Source organism: Thermomonospora cellulosilytica (assembly GCF_014138835.1).
GTDB lineage: Bacteria > Actinomycetota > Actinomycetes > Streptosporangiales > Streptosporangiaceae > Thermomonospora > Thermomonospora amylolytica.
The window spans coordinates 4,643,629-4,658,186 of record NZ_JACJII010000001.1; the positions used below are offsets into that span (position 1 = coordinate 4,643,629).

The window sequence follows — 14,558 nt, forward strand, 5'->3', positions numbered from 1 at the left end:
GCGGAGGGAGTGCGCGTGCTGACTGAGGCCACCATGTGGATGCGCCGCCGGACCACCACGGCGGCGGACTGGCCCGTGGAGATGCTCCTCGAGGCCAAGGCCGCACACGGCGACGGGCGGATCAGCGTCGTGCTGCCGGCCCGCAACGAGGAGGAGACGGTCGGCGCGATCGTCACCGCGATCCGCCGGGATCTGATGGAACGGGCGCCGCTGGTCGACGAGATCGTGGTGATCGACTCGCGCTCCACCGACCGCACCGCCGAGGTCGCCGCGGCGGCCGGGGCGGAGGTGGTCCACCAGGACGCGATCCTGCCCGAGCTGCCGCGGATGTCGGGCAAGGGCGAGGCGCTGTGGAAGTCGCTGGCCGCCACCGGCGGGGAGCTGATCGTCTTCGTCGACGCCGATCTGCGCAACTTCTCCTCGCACTTCGTGAGCGGGCTGCTGGGCCCGCTGCTCACCGACCCCTCGGTCGGCTATGTCAAGGGCTGCTACGACCGGCCGCTGATGACCGGCGGCCGGCGGGTCGACGGCGCGGGCGGCCGGGTCACCGAGCTGGTGGCCCGGCCGCTGATCAACCTGCACTGGCCGGCGCTGGCCGGGGTGATCCAGCCGCTGGGCGGGGAGTACGCCGGCCGCCGGTCGCTGCTGGAGCGGCTGCCGTTCGTCACCGGCTACGGCGTGGAGCTGGGGCTGCTGCTGGACGTGTTCGCCGAGGCGGGGCTGGACGCCATCGCCCAGGTGGACCTCGGCGACCGGGTGCACTCGCACCAGTCCACCGAGGCGCTGGCGGCCATGTCCGGCCAGATCATGCTGACCGCCTGGTCGCGGCTGCAGCGGCACGGCCGGATGCTGCCGCTGGAGGATCCGGGCACCGCGCTGGCCTGGTTCTCGCGCAACGGCAGCGGCCATGACGTGCGGGTCAACGACGTGGGGGTGCAGGAGCGCCCGCCGATGATCGAGGTCCCCGGCTACGCCGGGACGGGCCGTTCGCTGCTGCCGGAGCGCTGAGGCCGGCCGTCGTGCGGGCCGTTCCGACGCGGTGATGTGTTACCAGCGGTAACCCATAGGTGCTACCGTTGGTAACACGCCTGTTGGAGGGAAGGTCAATAAGCATGACGAGCAACGAGGCGGTGCCGTTCTCGCTCGACCTCAGCGAGGACGTGGCCGAGGTCCGGCAGTGGGTGCACGAGTTCGCCCGTGAGGTGATCCGCCCGGCGGCCGAGGAGTGGGACGAGCGCGAGGAGACCCCCTGGCCGATCATCCAGGAGGCGGCCAAGGTCGGCCTGTACTCCCTGGACTTCTTCGCCACCCAGTGGCTGGAGCCGACCGGGCTGGGCATCCCGGTGGCCTTCGAGGAGCTGTTCTGGGGCGACGCCGGCATCGCGCTGTCCATCGTCGGCACTGGCCTGGCCGCCGCCTCGGTCGCCGCCGTGGGCACCGACGAGCAGATCGCCGAGTGGGTGCCGCAGATGTTCGGCACCGCCGACGACGTCAAGCTGGGGGCGTTCTGCGCCTCCGAGCCCGACGCCGGCAGCGACGTGGGCTCCATCCGCACCCGCGCGGTCTACGACGAGGCCGCCGACGAGTGGGTGATCAACGGCACCAAGACCTGGGCCACCAACGGCGGCATCGCCAACGTGCACGTGGTGGTCGCCTCGGTGTACCCCGAGCTGGGCACCCGCGGCCAGGCCAGCTTCATCATCCCGCCGGGCACCCCGGGCCTGAGGCAGGGGCAGAAGTTCAAGAAGCACGGCATCCGCGCCTCGCACACCGCCGAGGTGATCCTGGAGGACGTGCGCATCCCCGGCCGGCTCATCGTGGGCGGCAAGGAGAAGTTCGACGAGCGCATCGCCCGGGTCCGCGAGGGCAAGCGGGCCAAGGCGCAGGCCGCGCTGAAGACGTTCGAGACCACCCGGCCCAGCGTCGGCGCGATGGCGCTCGGGGTGGGCCGCGCCGCCTACGAGTACGCGCTGCAGTACGCCCAGGAGCGCGAGCAGTTCGGCCGCAAGATCGGTGACTTCCAGGCGGTGGCGTTCAAGCTGGCCGACATGAAGACCCAGCTCGACGCGGCCCGGCTGCTGGTGTGGCGGGCGGCCTGGATGGCCCGCAACGGCAAGGACTTCGCCAACGCCGAGGGCTCGATGGCCAAGCTGTTCGCCAGCGAGATGTGCGTGCGGGTCACCGAGGAGGCCATCCAGATCCTCGGCGGCAACGGCTACACCCGGGACTACCCGGTGGAGCGGATGCACCGCGACTCCAAGATCTTCACCATCTTCGAGGGCACCAGCGAGATCCAGCGGCTGGTGATCGGCCGGGCCGTCACCGGGCTGCCGATCCGCTGACCCCCGCCGCCGGCGGACCGGCCCCGTCCACGACGCGCGTGGACGGGGCCGGCTGCGCACCGGCCGCCGGCGGTGCATGATCGAATCGTCGTCCGTGCCGCGCGGGGAGGACGCGGTATCCGCCGGGTGCGGCGCCCTGCGGACCACGTGGGAGAAGGAGCTGTCCATGGAGAGCCGTGAACCGGACGAGGGCGAGCCGTCGAGCACCCGGGACCCCGACCGCCGGCGGGCCCTGCTGGAGGCCGCCGACCGGGTGATCCTGCGCGAGGGGCCGGGCGCCTCCATGGCCGCCATCGCCGCCGAGGCCGGCATCAGCAAGCCGATCCTCTACCGGCACTTCGGCGACAAGTCCGGGCTCTACCAGGCGCTGGCCGAACGGCACACCCGCAAGCTGCTGGAGGCGGTCGAGGCCCAGTTCTCGGCCGCCGGGACAGTGCGGGACCGGATCCGCACGACCATCGACACCTACCTGTCGCTGATCTCGCAGAGCCCGCAGCTCTACCGGTTCCTGATGCACCGGGCCAGCGCCGAGGACGCGGCCACGCACAGCGCGATGAGCACCATGATCCGCGGGCTCAGCCAGGAGCTGGCCAAGGTGCTGATGGCCGAGTCCGGCCTGGCCGACCCCGCCCGCGCCTACGTGTGGGGGCACGCGGTGATCGGCATGGTGCAGACCGCCGGGGACTGGTGGCTGGACCACCCCGACGTGCCCCGCGAGACGGTGGTGGACGCGCTGGCCGACCTGATCCTGGTCGGGCTGCCGGACTCGGCGCGCCGCAACGGGGGTCACTTCCCGGACTGAGCCGCCGGCTGCCACGATGGCACCCGAAAGCGAACGCTTACCGGGAGGCGGCGTGGATCTCGGCGGGCTCGGCGGACCTCTGACGGACTTGCTCACCGCACGGTACGGCCCGGACGCACAGGTCGCGGAGCTGCACCGGTCCTCCGGCGGGGCCTCCCGCGTCACCTGCACGTTCGACGTGGTCACCGGATCCGGGCGGCGGCACCCGCTGGTGCTGCGGCTGGCCGCCCCGGCGGCGGAGCTCACCGGCCTGCGGCTGACCCTGGAGGCCGAGCTGATGCGGGCCGCCTGTCGCGCCGGGGTCCCCAGCCCCGAGGTGATCGCCGCCGGCGCCGCCGAGGACGGGCCGCTGGGGGCCGACTTCGTGGTGATGGAACGGGTCGACGGCGAGACCATCCCGCGCCGCGTCCTGCGGGACCCCGCACTGGCCGGGGTGCGGCCCCGGCTGGCCGCCGAGTGCGGGCGGATCCTGGCCGCCGTCCACCGCATGCCCCCCGTTCCGGGCCTGGAGCGGGACGGCGGCCTCGACCGGTGGCGGGAACTGCTGGACGCCGCCGGCGAGCCGCACCCGGTGCTGGAGTTCGCCCTGCGCTGGCTGGAACGCAACCGCCCGCCCGCCAACCCGCCGGTCCTCGTGCACGGGGACTTCCGCAACGGCAACCTCATCATCGGCCCCGACGGCGTCCGCGCCGTCCTGGACTGGGAACTGGCCCACGTCGGCGACCCGCTGGAGGACCTGGGCTGGCTGTGCGCGAAGGCCTGGCGCTTCGGCTCTCCCCACCCGGTCGGCGGGTTCGGCGGCTACGACGACCTCATCGCCGCCTACGAGGAGGCCGGCGGGGTGCGCGTCGACCGGGACGCGCTGCACTGGTGGGAGATGTACGGGGTGCTGCGCTGGGGCGTCATCTGCATCATGCAGGCCCGCCGCCATCTGCAGGGGTCCGAGCGTTCGGTGGAACTGGCCGCGATCGGGCGGCGGGTGGCCGAGAACGAATGGGACCTGCTGCAGATGATGCCATGATCAGCGGGTCGTGGTCAGCCGCGCGTACACGATGACGTTGTCGCGGTAGGTGCGCCGGGCCCGGTCGTAGGAGCCGCCGCAGGTGACCAGCCGCAGCCCCGCATGGTCCACCGGCCCGTAGACCTTCCCGGCGGGGAACCTGCTCTTGGGCACCTGCTCCACGGACTCCACCGCGAACACCGCCGTGCGCCCGTCGCGGCGCTCGACCCTCACCACCTCGCCCCGCCTGATCCGCCCCAGCCGATGGAACACGGCGGGGCCGCGCAGGTCGTCGTAGTGGCCCAGCAGCACCGCCGGCCCCCGCGCACCGGGCGCAGGACCGTGCCGGTACCAGCCGACGCGGTGGGCCTCGTCCAGCGGAGGCACCTGCACCGTCCCGTCCGGGGCCCGCCCCACCGGCATCACTGGGGCCCGGACCCCGATCGCGGGGATCTCGACGCGCACCGGCTCCGCCGCGGGCAGCGCAGCATCGTCGCGTTCCGTGTCCTGCCGGCCCCCGGTGAAGGCCGCGAACGCCGCCGTCACCAGGACGGCGGCGAGATAGCCGCGCCGGTCAGGCCCGGCCACGGCTCCGGGCGAACACCGCCGCCCCGGCGGCCCCGGCGAGCGCCACGGGCAGCAGCAGGAGGGCGAGCGGGGGACGGTCCCGGCCGCCGGACAGCGCACCGCCGCCGCCGGTCTGCGGCGCGCCCTTGGGGTAGGCGACCGCCTCGTAGTGGTCGGACCAGCGGTGCACGTAGAAGACCTCGGTGTAGGAGACCCTGGACGGCAGGCAGACCACCGTCACCGTGTAGCGGCCCGGCTGCGTCCGCCGCACCGTCGCCGCCCGGTTGAAGCCGCCGTCGGCGTCGAGCTCGATCTCCTCGGCGCGCAGCGCGTGGCTGGTGATGCGCATGGTCTCGTCGCCCGGCCGTTCGCAGCGCCCCCGGACGGTCACCGTCTCGTCGGGCTTGGCGCTGCCGGGGTCGATCTCGAACCGGCCCGGCTCGGGGTCGGCCGCCCGCCCGACGTGCGCGGGCCACTCGGGCTGCGCGGCCTGTGCGGGCTGCGCGGGCGGTGCGGCGAGCAGTGCGGCGGCCGTCGCCGCGGCCCCGGCCACGATGGTCCTGACGCGCACGTTCCCCCCGGTGAGATCGCAGGACGGCGGGGACCGCCCCCGCCGTCCGCGCGGCGTGATTCCCCGGCCGGCCAGGGGTCAGACGAGGGCACGCCGATCCTTTGTTGACTCTTGGTAATCAGATATTAGCTCACAGTGCTGGGCATGGTCGAGGGATGGAACGGCGGCCCGGTCTAGAATCGCGTTCTGTCGTTCTGCAGGCGGGAGAAGACGCGATGGCCCCACCCCACGACGCCCCGTCCGCCGGCGAGCTGGTCGCCGCGGTCCGCGAGTACCTCGAACGCGACGTCCTGCCCGGGCTGTCCGGCCGCACCCGCTTCCACGGGCTGGTCGCCGCCAACGTGCTGGCCGTCGTGGAACGCGAGCTCGCGCTCGGCCCCGCCCACGAGGCCGCCCACCGCGAACGCCTCGCCGCGCTCGGCCACCCCGACGACTGGTCGCTGGCCGCCGCGATCCGCGCCGGCGACCTCGACGGGCGGTACGCCGAGCTCAAGGCCGCCCTGCGGGACGCCGTACGCGACAAGCTCGCCGTCGCCAACCCCGGATACGCGACCCGGTCCGGTCCGGCCTAGCCCTGCTCGAAGGCCTCGGCGATGTCGCGGGTCCCGTACCCCTCGGGCGCGGGCACCTCCACGACCGGGTCGTCGCGGTCGTCGAACTCGGTGCGCAGCGCCTTGGACATCGTGGCGTGCATGTCGTACAGGCAGGTGGTGTAGGTCAGCTCCAGAATCTGCTCGTCGGGCAGGTGCCTGCGCAGGGCGGCGAACACCTCGTCGTGCACCCGCCCGCCGCCGAGGACGAGCGCGTCGGTGTAGGCCAGCACGGCGCGCTCCAGCTCGTCGAACTGGTCGGAGACCTCCCAGTGCGCGATCGCCTGCACCTTGGCGTCCGGCACCCCCAGCGCCCGCATCTGCTTGCAGTGCTGGGAGAACACGAACTGGCTGCCGCGCGCCCAGCCCGCCCGCGTCTGCCCCAGCTCGCGCAGCACCGGGTCCAGGCTCACCGTCCGGTAGATCTGGAAGCCCTGCACGCAGTGCTTGAAGATCGCCGGCCGCAGCGCGAACGTGGTCCACCACGTGCCGGGAGAGCCGGTCGCGGTGCCCGGCTCGGCCACCGGGTCGCGGTCCGGACCGAACAGCGTGTCGTAGAAGTACAGAACGAGCTTGTCGGTGACCTCGGAACGGCTCACCTGGCGAAGTCGGGGCACGGTGTTCTCCCGGCGGTCAGACGGTGCGGTCGGCGGCGGTCCTGGGCTCGTGGCGGACGTCGTCGGGCGAACCCGGCTCGCGCGTCCAGGCCGCGAACTCCAGCAGGACCCCGTCCGGGTCCTGGAAGTAGATGGACCGCACGAACACCCCCTCGTGCGGCTCGGGCGCGACGCCCCACTCGCTGTCGTCGTGGTTGAGGATCACGCCGACGTCGACGCCCTTGGCGATCAGCCGTTCCCGGTACTCCTCGATCTTGTCCGGCGGCACGTCGAAGGCGATGTGGTTCATCGACCCCACCGCCGAGATCAGCTCGCCCCGGTCGGGCAGCCCCTTGGGCGCCGACACCCCCGGCACCGGCTCGGGCGCGTCCGGGAACCAGAAGAACGCCAGCGCGTTGCCGCCGCCGCAGTCGAAGAAGAAGTGCTGCCCCATGCCGCCCGGCAGCTCGATGGTCTTGATCAGCGGCATGCCCAGCACACCGGAGTAGAAGTCCACCGTCCGCCGCATGTCGCGGCACACCAGCGCCAGATGGTTGACCCCGCGCAGCTCGAACTCGCCGTTCACGTCGCCTCACCGCCCTGTCGTAAGTGAGCCCTTGCGGTCCATCCTGGCAACGATCGGCCCCGAACCCAACCCCCCGTCCCGGCGATGGGGTAGCCTTGCGCATCATGCGAACCGCACTGCGCCTGTGGTGGTGGCGCCGCTGAGGCGGCGCCGGTTCGTGCTTGTCCGACAGCCAGCGACCGCCCCCCGTCCGGCGGTCGTTTTCGCGTACGCGGGCCGCCGGACGAGGGGTCGGCCATCCCATGAAGGGCCGCCACGGTGGAAACCGACCGACCGCAGACCAGCGAGTATCTGACCGCCGGGGGAGTGCGGGTGCTCCGCACCGCCACGCCGGTCGATCCGCGGCGCAAGTCCGACGTCCTGGACGCCCTCGTCGCCTCCGTGGGGGAGCGGCGCGGCGGCGTGCTCAGCTCGGGCATGGAGTACCCCGGCCGGTACAGCCGCTGGCACATGGCCTACGTCGACCCCTGCGTCGAGGTGGTCGCCCGGGGCCGGCGGATCTCGGCGCGCGCCCTCAACGCCCGCGGCCGGGTGCTGCTCCCGGCGATGGCGGCGGCGATGCGCGGCACCGGCGAGGTCGTCCGCGACGAGCCCGGCACGCTGGTCGAGGTGCACGTCCCGCCCACCGAGGAGTTCTTCACCGAGGAGGAGCGCAGCCGCCAGCCCACCGTCTTCACCGCGCTGCGCGCCCTGATCGACCTGTTCCGCTGCGACGACCCCCACCTGGGGCTGTACGGGGCGTTCGGCTACGACCTGTCGCTGCAGTTCGAGCCGCTGCGGCTGCACCACGCCCGGCCCGGCGACCAGCGCGACCTGGTGCTGCACCTGGCCGACGAGCTGACGGTGGTGGACCGCAAGCGGGAGACCTCGCACCGCATGTCCTACGAGTTCGTCGTCGACGGCGTCTCCACCGAGGGCCTGCCGCGGGTCACCGAGCCGACCCCGATGGCCGCCGCCGCCGCCGAACTGCCGCCGCAGCCGGTGCCCGGCGTGTACGCGCAGATGGTCCGGGACGCCAAGCGGAAGTTCATCGACGGCGACCTGTTCGAGGTCACCCCCAGCCACGCCATGTACGGGCGCTGCGACTCGCCGGTGGCGTTCTTCGAGCGGCTGCGCGAGACCAACCCGGCCCCGTACGAGTTCATGTTCAACCTCGGCGAGGGCGAGTACCTGGTCGGCGCGTCCCCGGAGATGTTCGTGCGGGTCACCGGCGACCGGGTGGAGACCTGCCCCATCGCCGGGACGATCAAGCGCGGCACCGACGCCCTGGAGGACGCCGCGCAGATCCGCACCATCCTGTCCTCGGCCAAGGACGAGTCCGAGCTGACCATGTGCACCGACGTGGACCGCAACGACAAGGCCCGCGTCTGCGTCCCCGGCAGCGTCAAGGTCATCGGCCGCCGCCAGATCGAGCTGTACTCCCGGCTGATCCACACCGTCGACCACATCGAGGGGCGGCTGCGTCCCGGGCTGGACGCCCTGGACGCGTTCCTCACCCACATGTGGGCGGTGACGGTGACCGGCGCGCCCAAGACCTGGGCGATGCAGTTCATCGAGGAGCACGAGGAGACCCCGCGGCGCTGGTACGGGGGCGCGGTGGGCTTCGTGGGCTTCGACGGCTCCATGAACACCGGGCTGACCCTGCGCACCGCCCAGATCCGCGACGGCGTCGCCACCGTGCGCGCCGGTGCGACCCTGCTGTACGACTCCGACCCGGACGAGGAGGAGCGCGAGACCCACCTCAAGGCCAGCGCCCTGCTCAAGGCCCTGGCGGGGGAGGAGCCGGCCGGGCCGGGGGAGGCCGCGGCCGACGATCCGCTGCCGGGCGAGGGCCTGAAGGTCGTCCTGGTCGACCACGAGGACTCGTTCGTCAACACGCTCGCCGACTACTTCCGCCAGCAGGGCGCCGACGTGGTCACCCTGCGCCACGGCTTCCCGCTGCGGCTGCTCGACGAGCTGGCGCCCGACCTGGTGGTGCTGTCCCCGGGGCCCGGCCGTCCCACCGACTTCGGCACCGCCGCGCTGCTGGACGCGCTGGCCGCCCGCGACCTGCCGGTCTTCGGCGTCTGCCTGGGCCTGCAGGCGATGGTCGAGCACGCCGGCGGCGAGCTGGCCCTGCTGCCCGAGCCCTGGCACGGCAAGCCCGGCCAGGTCAAGGTCGCCGGCGGCGACCTCTTCGAGGGCCTGCCGGACGAGTTCACCGCCGCCCGCTACCACTCCCTGCACGCCACCCCGGACCAGGTCCGCGGCGGCTTCCAGGTCACCGCCCTCACCGGCGACGTCGTCATGGCCATCGAGGACCCGGCCGCCCGCCGGTGGGCCGTCCAGTTCCACCCGGAGTCGATCCTCACCGCCACCGGCCGCGTCGGCCACCGCATCATCGCCAACGTCCTGCGCCTGTGCCGCCGGGAGGCGCTCGCGCGCTGACGCACGGGCCGTTCCCCGGCCTCGACCGTGACCCGAAATCCGATGATTTGCCCTGGTCGGCGAAGAATCTGTTTGATTTCGGCTCTTGCGGGCATTCGGGTTGCACCCCGAGAGAACGAAGGAAAGAGGGAACGGCCTTGTACACCCTGCTCTGGCTGCTCGCGGTGATCCTGGTGATCGCCGGGATCTATGTCATCGTGGCGCGGCGCGACATCCTGTGGGGGATCGTCCTGATCGTCGTCGGGCTGCTGGTCGGCCCCGGCGGCGTGAGCATCTTCGGATGACGCCGCCGGCGCCTTTTCGTGAAATCCCGGCCCTCCCGTCCCGTGGCTCCCACGTGGACCGGAGGGCCGCCCAATTTCCTACAGCCGGGTGATCTGGACCCGGGTGTCATGGAAGACCGCGCCGCCGCCCATATCGGAATCGCGTTCGGCGACGAGGGCGTTGGCGTTCGCGCCGCCGGACAGTTTCGGCCAGCGGCCCTTGACGGTGGCGGCGACGCCGGGACGGACGTCGTCGCTCACCTCGGCGACGGCCTCGAACGCGCCCCGGTCGTTGTGGACGCGGACCCTGTCGCCGGCCCGGACGCCGCGGGCGGCGGCGTCGTCGGGATGGAGGGTCACGCGGGGTTCGCCGGCGCGGCGGCGTAGTTCGGGGTTGTCGCCGAAGACGGTGTTGAGGAAGTGGTGGGGGGCCGCCGCGATGAGCGCCAGCGGATAACGGGCGGCGCGTTCGGGATCGGGGACCTCCGCGGCGGGCACGTACCCGGCGACCGGATCGTGCCCCGCCGCCGCGGCCAGGTCCGAGACGAACTCCAGGCGGCCGGACGGGGTGGGGAAGCCGTCGGCGAACGGGACGAACGGGTCGGGGAGCGGCAGCCGGGCGAAGCCCTCCTTGCGGAGGCGGTCCAGGGTGATGCCGGTCGGGCGCAGCGCCTGCTCGGCCAGCTGCTCGTCGGTGTCGTACAGGCTCGGCTCGGTCAGCCCCATCCGGCGGGCCAGGCGGCGGAACGTCTCGGTGGTGGGCAGGCACTCGCCCGGCGGCTCCACGGCGGGCTCGTTCCAGGCCAGGTACAGATGGCCGTAGCCGTTGTGCAGATCGGCGTGCTCGTGCTGCATCGTGGCGGGCAGCACGATGTCGGCGTAGTCGGCGGTGTCGGTGGGGAACTGCTCCAGCACCACCGTGAACAGGTCCTCGCGGGCCAGGCCGCGCCGGATCCTCGACTGGTGCGGGGCGCTGGCGGCCGGATTGGCGGCGATCACGAACAGTGCCTTCACCGGCGGGTCGTCCACCTCCAGCAGGCCCTCGCCCAGCCGGGTCATCGACAGCCTGCGGGTCCGCCGAGGGGCCAGGTCGGCGCGGAACAGGGCGGCGGTGTCGATGGGGAAGTGGGCGTCGGTCGAGTACGACAGCCCGCCGCCCGGCAGGGCCCAGTCGCCGGTCACGCCCGGCAGGCAGGCCAGCGTCCGCAGGGTGGCGCCGCCTCCGGCATGGCGCTGCAGGCCCATGGTGGCGCGGATGGCGGTGGGACGGGTCCGGGCGATCCGCTCCCCGAGGGCGACGATGTCGGCCTCGGGCACCCCGGTGATCTCCGCGGCGCGCGACGGCGGGAAGGCGGCGACGCGTTCGCGGAACGTCTCCCAGCCCAGCGTGCGCTCCGCCAGGTACTCGCGGTCCTCCAGGCCGAGCCCGACGATCACGTTCATCAGGCCCAGCGCCAGCGCCGCGTCGGTGCCGGGCAGCGGCGCCAGGTGCTCGTCGGCCTGCTTGGCGGTACGGGTGCGGACCGGGTCGATCGCCACCACGTACGCGCCGTCGCGCCGGGCGTCCTGGATCGACTTCCACAGGTGGTGGCCGCTGGTGAGGGTGTTGGTGCCCCACAGGATGACCAGCTTGGCCAGGGCGAACGTCTCCGGGTCGATCCCGGCGGAGGTGCCGGTCGCGTACACCAGGCCGTGCGACCCGGCGATCGAGCAGATCGACATGTGATGGCGCGACGCCCCCAGCACGTTGAACAGCCGCTGCCCCGCCATGCCGTTGCAGCCCTGGATCCAGCCGAGCGTGCCGGTGCCCCAGTACGGCCAGATCGCCTCGCCGCCGTGCTCGCCGATGATCGCGCCCAGCCGGTCGGCGATCTCGTCCAGCGCCTCGTCCCAGGTGATCCGCTCGAACCGGCCCTCGCCCTTGCGGCCGGTCCGGCGCAGCGGATGCAGGATCCGGTCGGGTGAGGCGGCGCGTTCCAGCCAGCGGTTCACCTTGGTGCACAGCGCGCCCCGGGTGAACGGATGGTCCGGATTGCCGCGCAGCCGCACCGCCCGGCCGCCGGAGACGGTGACCTCCCACGAGCAGGTGTCCGGGCAGTCCAGCGGGCACGCCCCGAGCACCTTCAGATCCGTAGCCACGAGACGGACCTTACATGCGCCCGGGTCGCGCGACCCGCCCCGAACTGGTTTGCTATGGGGCGGATCGAACGGACCGGTAGGGGGCCTGAGCAGGTGAAGAGCGTCGAACCCGAGGTGTTCCTCGTCGCGCGACCCGAACTCGACTACGACGAGATCGCGCGGTATCTGCGGGACGTGGGCGGCGAGAGCTGGCTGGAGCGGCTGGACCGCGGCGACCTCGACGCCGAGCTGAACGACCCGCAGAACCTCGCCGAGTTCGCCGGCCGGCTGTGCTACCGCTCCTGGGAGCCGGGCCTGAACCCCAACGTCACCCGGGTGCGCACCGACCAGACCCAGTACCTGCAGAACATCCTGCGCAGCATGCACGGCTCGGTGCTCGAGCACGTCAGCTTCAGCTTCGTGCTGCACAACGTCAGCCGGGTCGCCACCCACGAGCTGGTGCGGCACCGCCCCGGCGTGGCCATCTCGCAGGAGTCGCTGCGGTTCGTCCGCCTGCAGGACATCCCGTTCTGGTTCCCCGAGTGGGCCCGACAGGACGCCGAGCTGATGAAGCGGGCGAGCGCGCTGCTGGAGCAGATGGAGGAGTTCCAGGGCTGGATGGCCGCCCACTTCGGCCTCGACGACGAGGGCGTGCCGTTCAAGGAGAAGAAGCACAAGACCTCGTTCATGCGCCGGTTCGCCCCCGAGGGCGTGGCGACCGGGCTGGTGTGGACGGCCAACGTGCGGACCCTGCGGCACACCATCGAGGCCCGCACCGCCGAGGGGGCCGAGGAGGAGATCCGGCTGATCTTCGGCAGGATCGGCGAGCTGATGCGGCGGGAGGCGCCCGCCCTCTTCGGCGACTACACCGTCGAGGACGGCGCCTGGATCCCGCAGTGGCGCAAGGTCTGACCGCTTTCGGCGGGTCAGGCGACCGCAGCGCGGCGAGGGTCGCCTGACCCGCGCGTTCACTTCACTTCGCGGCGCATCACCCGCAGGTGGCCGAGGACCAGCGGCAGCCCCAGCCACACCGCCTGGGAGACGGCCAGCCGCGCCCAGACCTCGCCGGTGAGCCGTGCGCCGGGCTCCAGGAAGGGCGCGCCGGTCCGCCCGGCGTCCAGCCACCCGGCCGCGTCGTTGAGGGCCGAGACGGTCTCGCCCAGGATCCCCCAGGCGATCGGCAGCACGAACAGCAGCACGATCGCCAGCGGCGGGTTCTGGAACAGCATCCCGAACGCCACGCCGCCGAGCGTGCCGAGCAGCATCACCAGCAGCGTGGTGGCCAGCAGCCGCGGCGGCAGCGTCCAGCCCGCGTCGGTGCGGTCCAGCGCCTCCGCCAGCGCCCGGCCCGCCCAGGCGACCAGCGCGGACACCGCCCAGAACGCCGCCGTCAGCACCGACGCGGCCGCCAGCTTGGCGGCGACCACCCGTTCGCGCCGGGGCACGAGGGTGAACGTGCTCAGCACGGTGCGCTGCGACCATTCGGAGGTGACCGACAGCACCCCGACGACGGGCAGCAGGACGAACACCCCCGACGTCGCGGCGCCGAACAGTTCCGCCATGGTCAGTTCGGCTCGGGGCACGGCGAACAGCACCACCCCGACCAGGGCGACCCCGACCAGCACGACGAACGTCAGCAGCCAGCGGCCCGCCCGGGTGTCGGTCATCTTGCGCAGCTCCACCGCCGTGAGGGTGAGCAGGGACGGAGCGGCGGGACGGTCCACGGCGACGGCGGTCATGACGCGTTCTCCTTCGGCTCCCTCGGCTCCTTCGGCGGCGCGGTCAGCGACAGGAACAACTCCTCCAGGCCCCCGTCGCCGGCGGGCCGCAGCTCCAGCAGGACGGCGCCGGCCTTGGCGGCGGCCCGGCCGACCGCCTCGGCGCCGGCCCGCACCCGGAAGCCGTCCGGGCCGGAGCGCCGGGCGTCCAGGCCCGCCTCGGCCAGCGCGGTCTCCAGCCCGCCCGGCTCCAGCCCGCGCACGAACGTCTCCTCGCGCGCCGACAGCAGCTCGCCCCTGGTGCCCTGGGCGACGATCCGGCCTCCGGCGATGACCACGAACCGGTCGGCGACCGCCTCCACCTCCCGCAGCAGGTGGGACGACAGCAGCACGGTGCCGCCCCGGTCGGCGAAGTCCCGCAGCAGCGTCCGCATCCAGTGGATGCCCTCCGGGTCCAGCCCGTTGGCGGGCTCGTCCAGGATCAGCACGCGCGGGTCGCCGAGCAGGGCCTGCGCGATGCCCAGCCGCTGCCGCATCCCCAGCGAGTAGCCGCCGACCCGCCGCCGGACGGCGTTCTCCGGCAGGCCGACCTTCCGCAGCATCTCCTCGGCGCGTCCGGCGTCCACCCCCAGCAGCCGCGCCGCCAGCGCCAGCGTCTCCCGGCCGGTGCGCCCGGGATGCTGCGCGGAGGCGTCCAGCATCACCCCGACGTGCCGGCCCGGGTTGGCGATCCGCCGGTACGGGACGCCCAGCACCCGGGCATCGCCCGACGTGGGCGGGGTGAGCCCGCAGATCATCCGCAGGGTGGTGGACTTGCCCGCCCCGTTGGGGCCGAGGAATCCGGTGACGGTGCCCGGCTCGCAGCGGAACGACACGTCCGCGACGGCGGTGACCTCCCCGTACCGTTTGGTGAGCGCGTTGACCTCGATCATGGGCCCAGCGTGCGGGCACGGGCCCGGCCGCCGCGTCGGCCGCCGG

General features: G+C 73.1%; 15 protein-coding genes. 8 read left to right on the top strand and 7 right to left on the bottom strand.

The annotated features are described in order from the left end of the window. Nucleotides 1-15: 15 nt before the first annotated feature. From HNR21_RS21820 to HNR21_RS21835, 4 genes are all read left to right on the top strand, one after another. Nucleotides 16-1,008 carry a glucosyl-3-phosphoglycerate synthase gene (locus tag HNR21_RS21820; RefSeq protein ID WP_312881148.1) on the top strand — a complete coding sequence of 331 codons (993 nt, stop codon included), beginning with the start codon at nt 16-18 and terminating at the stop codon, nt 1,006-1,008. Nucleotides 1,009-1,112: 104 nt separating this feature from the next. Beyond that, nucleotides 1,113-2,342 carry an acyl-CoA dehydrogenase family protein gene (locus HNR21_RS21825; protein ID WP_119730301.1) on the top strand — a complete coding sequence of 410 codons (1,230 nt, stop codon included), beginning with the start codon at nt 1,113-1,115 and terminating at the stop codon, nt 2,340-2,342. Between the two features lie 166 nt (nt 2,343-2,508). Beyond that, on the top strand, nt 2,509-3,144 hold the full coding sequence (locus tag HNR21_RS21830) for a TetR family transcriptional regulator (protein ID WP_182706665.1): 636 nt from the start codon (nt 2,509-2,511) through the stop codon (nt 3,142-3,144). Nucleotides 3,145-3,232: 88 nt separating this feature from the next. Next, a complete protein-coding gene (locus HNR21_RS21835; protein ID WP_246442298.1) occupies nt 3,233-4,165 on the top strand; it encodes a phosphotransferase family protein in 933 nt (310 codons plus the stop codon). On the opposite strand, the gene HNR21_RS21840 is transcribed toward HNR21_RS21835, so the two are convergent. After that, a complete protein-coding gene (locus tag HNR21_RS21840) occupies nt 4,166-4,732 on the bottom strand; it encodes a class F sortase (protein WP_182706667.1) in 567 nt (188 codons plus the stop codon). It abuts the gene before it with no gap. Then, a complete protein-coding gene (locus HNR21_RS21845; protein ID WP_182706668.1) occupies nt 4,719-5,282 on the bottom strand; it encodes a hypothetical protein in 564 nt (187 codons plus the stop codon). The genes HNR21_RS21840 and HNR21_RS21845 overlap by 14 nt, the downstream gene beginning before the upstream one ends. 215 nt (nt 5,283-5,497) lie before the next feature. Here HNR21_RS21845 and HNR21_RS21850 point away from each other — a divergent pair, with 215 nt between their 5' ends. Beyond that, entirely contained in the window at nt 5,498-5,854 is a 357-nt protein-coding gene (locus HNR21_RS21850; protein WP_182706669.1) for a DUF6285 domain-containing protein, read from the top strand. Here the strand turns inward: HNR21_RS21850 and HNR21_RS21855 are convergent. Together HNR21_RS21855 and HNR21_RS21860 are read right to left on the bottom strand one after the other, a co-directional pair. Next, a complete protein-coding gene (locus HNR21_RS21855; protein ID WP_119730305.1) occupies nt 5,851-6,489 on the bottom strand; it encodes a carboxymuconolactone decarboxylase family protein in 639 nt (212 codons plus the stop codon). The two genes, HNR21_RS21850 and HNR21_RS21855, sit on opposite strands and share 4 nt — an antisense overlap. A 16-nt stretch (nt 6,490-6,505) precedes the next feature. After that, a complete protein-coding gene (locus tag HNR21_RS21860; protein WP_182706670.1) occupies nt 6,506-7,054 on the bottom strand; it encodes a VOC family protein in 549 nt (182 codons plus the stop codon). A 258-nt stretch (nt 7,055-7,312) separates the two neighbouring features. Here HNR21_RS21860 and HNR21_RS21865 point away from each other — a divergent pair, with 258 nt between their 5' ends. After that, nucleotides 7,313-9,481 (top strand): anthranilate synthase component I, encoded by a 2,169-nt coding sequence (locus HNR21_RS21865; RefSeq protein WP_182706671.1) that lies wholly within the window; start codon nt 7,313-7,315, stop codon nt 9,479-9,481. Nucleotides 9,482-9,618: 137 nt separating this feature from the next. Then, complete coding sequence (locus HNR21_RS21870; protein ID WP_182706672.1) at nt 9,619-9,765, top strand: GPGG-motif small membrane protein; 147 nt, start codon at nt 9,619-9,621, stop codon at nt 9,763-9,765. A gap of 78 nt (nt 9,766-9,843) precedes the next feature. On the opposite strand, the gene HNR21_RS21875 is transcribed toward HNR21_RS21870, so the two are convergent. Beyond that, nucleotides 9,844-11,883 (bottom strand): molybdopterin-containing oxidoreductase family protein, encoded by a 2,040-nt coding sequence (locus HNR21_RS21875; RefSeq protein ID WP_312881149.1) that lies wholly within the window; start codon nt 11,881-11,883, stop codon nt 9,844-9,846. 93 nt (nt 11,884-11,976) lie between these two features. Between HNR21_RS21875 and thyX the strand changes: the two genes are divergently transcribed. Then, on the top strand, nt 11,977-12,774 hold the full coding sequence (gene thyX / locus HNR21_RS21880) for an FAD-dependent thymidylate synthase (protein WP_182706673.1): 798 nt from the start codon (nt 11,977-11,979) through the stop codon (nt 12,772-12,774). A gap of 56 nt (nt 12,775-12,830) precedes the next feature. Here the strand turns inward: thyX and HNR21_RS21885 are convergent, their stop codons facing one another. Both HNR21_RS21885 and HNR21_RS21890 read right to left on the bottom strand, forming a co-directional pair. Beyond that, nucleotides 12,831-13,601: an ABC transporter permease gene (locus HNR21_RS21885; RefSeq protein WP_182706674.1), complete on the bottom strand. Its 771-nt coding sequence runs from the start codon at nt 13,599-13,601 to the stop codon at nt 12,831-12,833. Beyond that, nucleotides 13,598-14,512, bottom strand: coding sequence for an ABC transporter ATP-binding protein (locus HNR21_RS21890; RefSeq protein WP_182706675.1), 915 nt, complete (start codon nt 14,510-14,512; stop codon nt 13,598-13,600). Before HNR21_RS21890 ends, HNR21_RS21885 begins: the two co-directional genes overlap by 4 nt. Between the last annotated feature and the right edge of the window lie 46 nt (nt 14,513-14,558).

Bases quoted from the DNA above. Each gene is read 5' to 3' on its own strand.
- HNR21_RS21890 (WP_182706675.1), bottom strand. From the start codon at position 14,512: ATGATCGAGGTCAACGCGCTCACCAAACGGTACGGGGAGGTCACCGCC.
- HNR21_RS21885 (WP_182706674.1), bottom strand. From the start codon at position 13,601: ATGACCGCCGTCGCCGTGGACCGTCCCGCCGCTCCGTCCCTGCTCACC.
- HNR21_RS21850 (WP_182706669.1), top strand. From the start codon at position 5,498: ATGGCCCCACCCCACGACGCCCCGTCCGCCGGCGAGCTGGTCGCCGCG.
- HNR21_RS21830 (WP_182706665.1), top strand. From the start codon at position 2,509: ATGGAGAGCCGTGAACCGGACGAGGGCGAGCCGTCGAGCACCCGGGAC.
- HNR21_RS21825 (WP_119730301.1), top strand. From the start codon at position 1,113: ATGACGAGCAACGAGGCGGTGCCGTTCTCGCTCGACCTCAGCGAGGAC.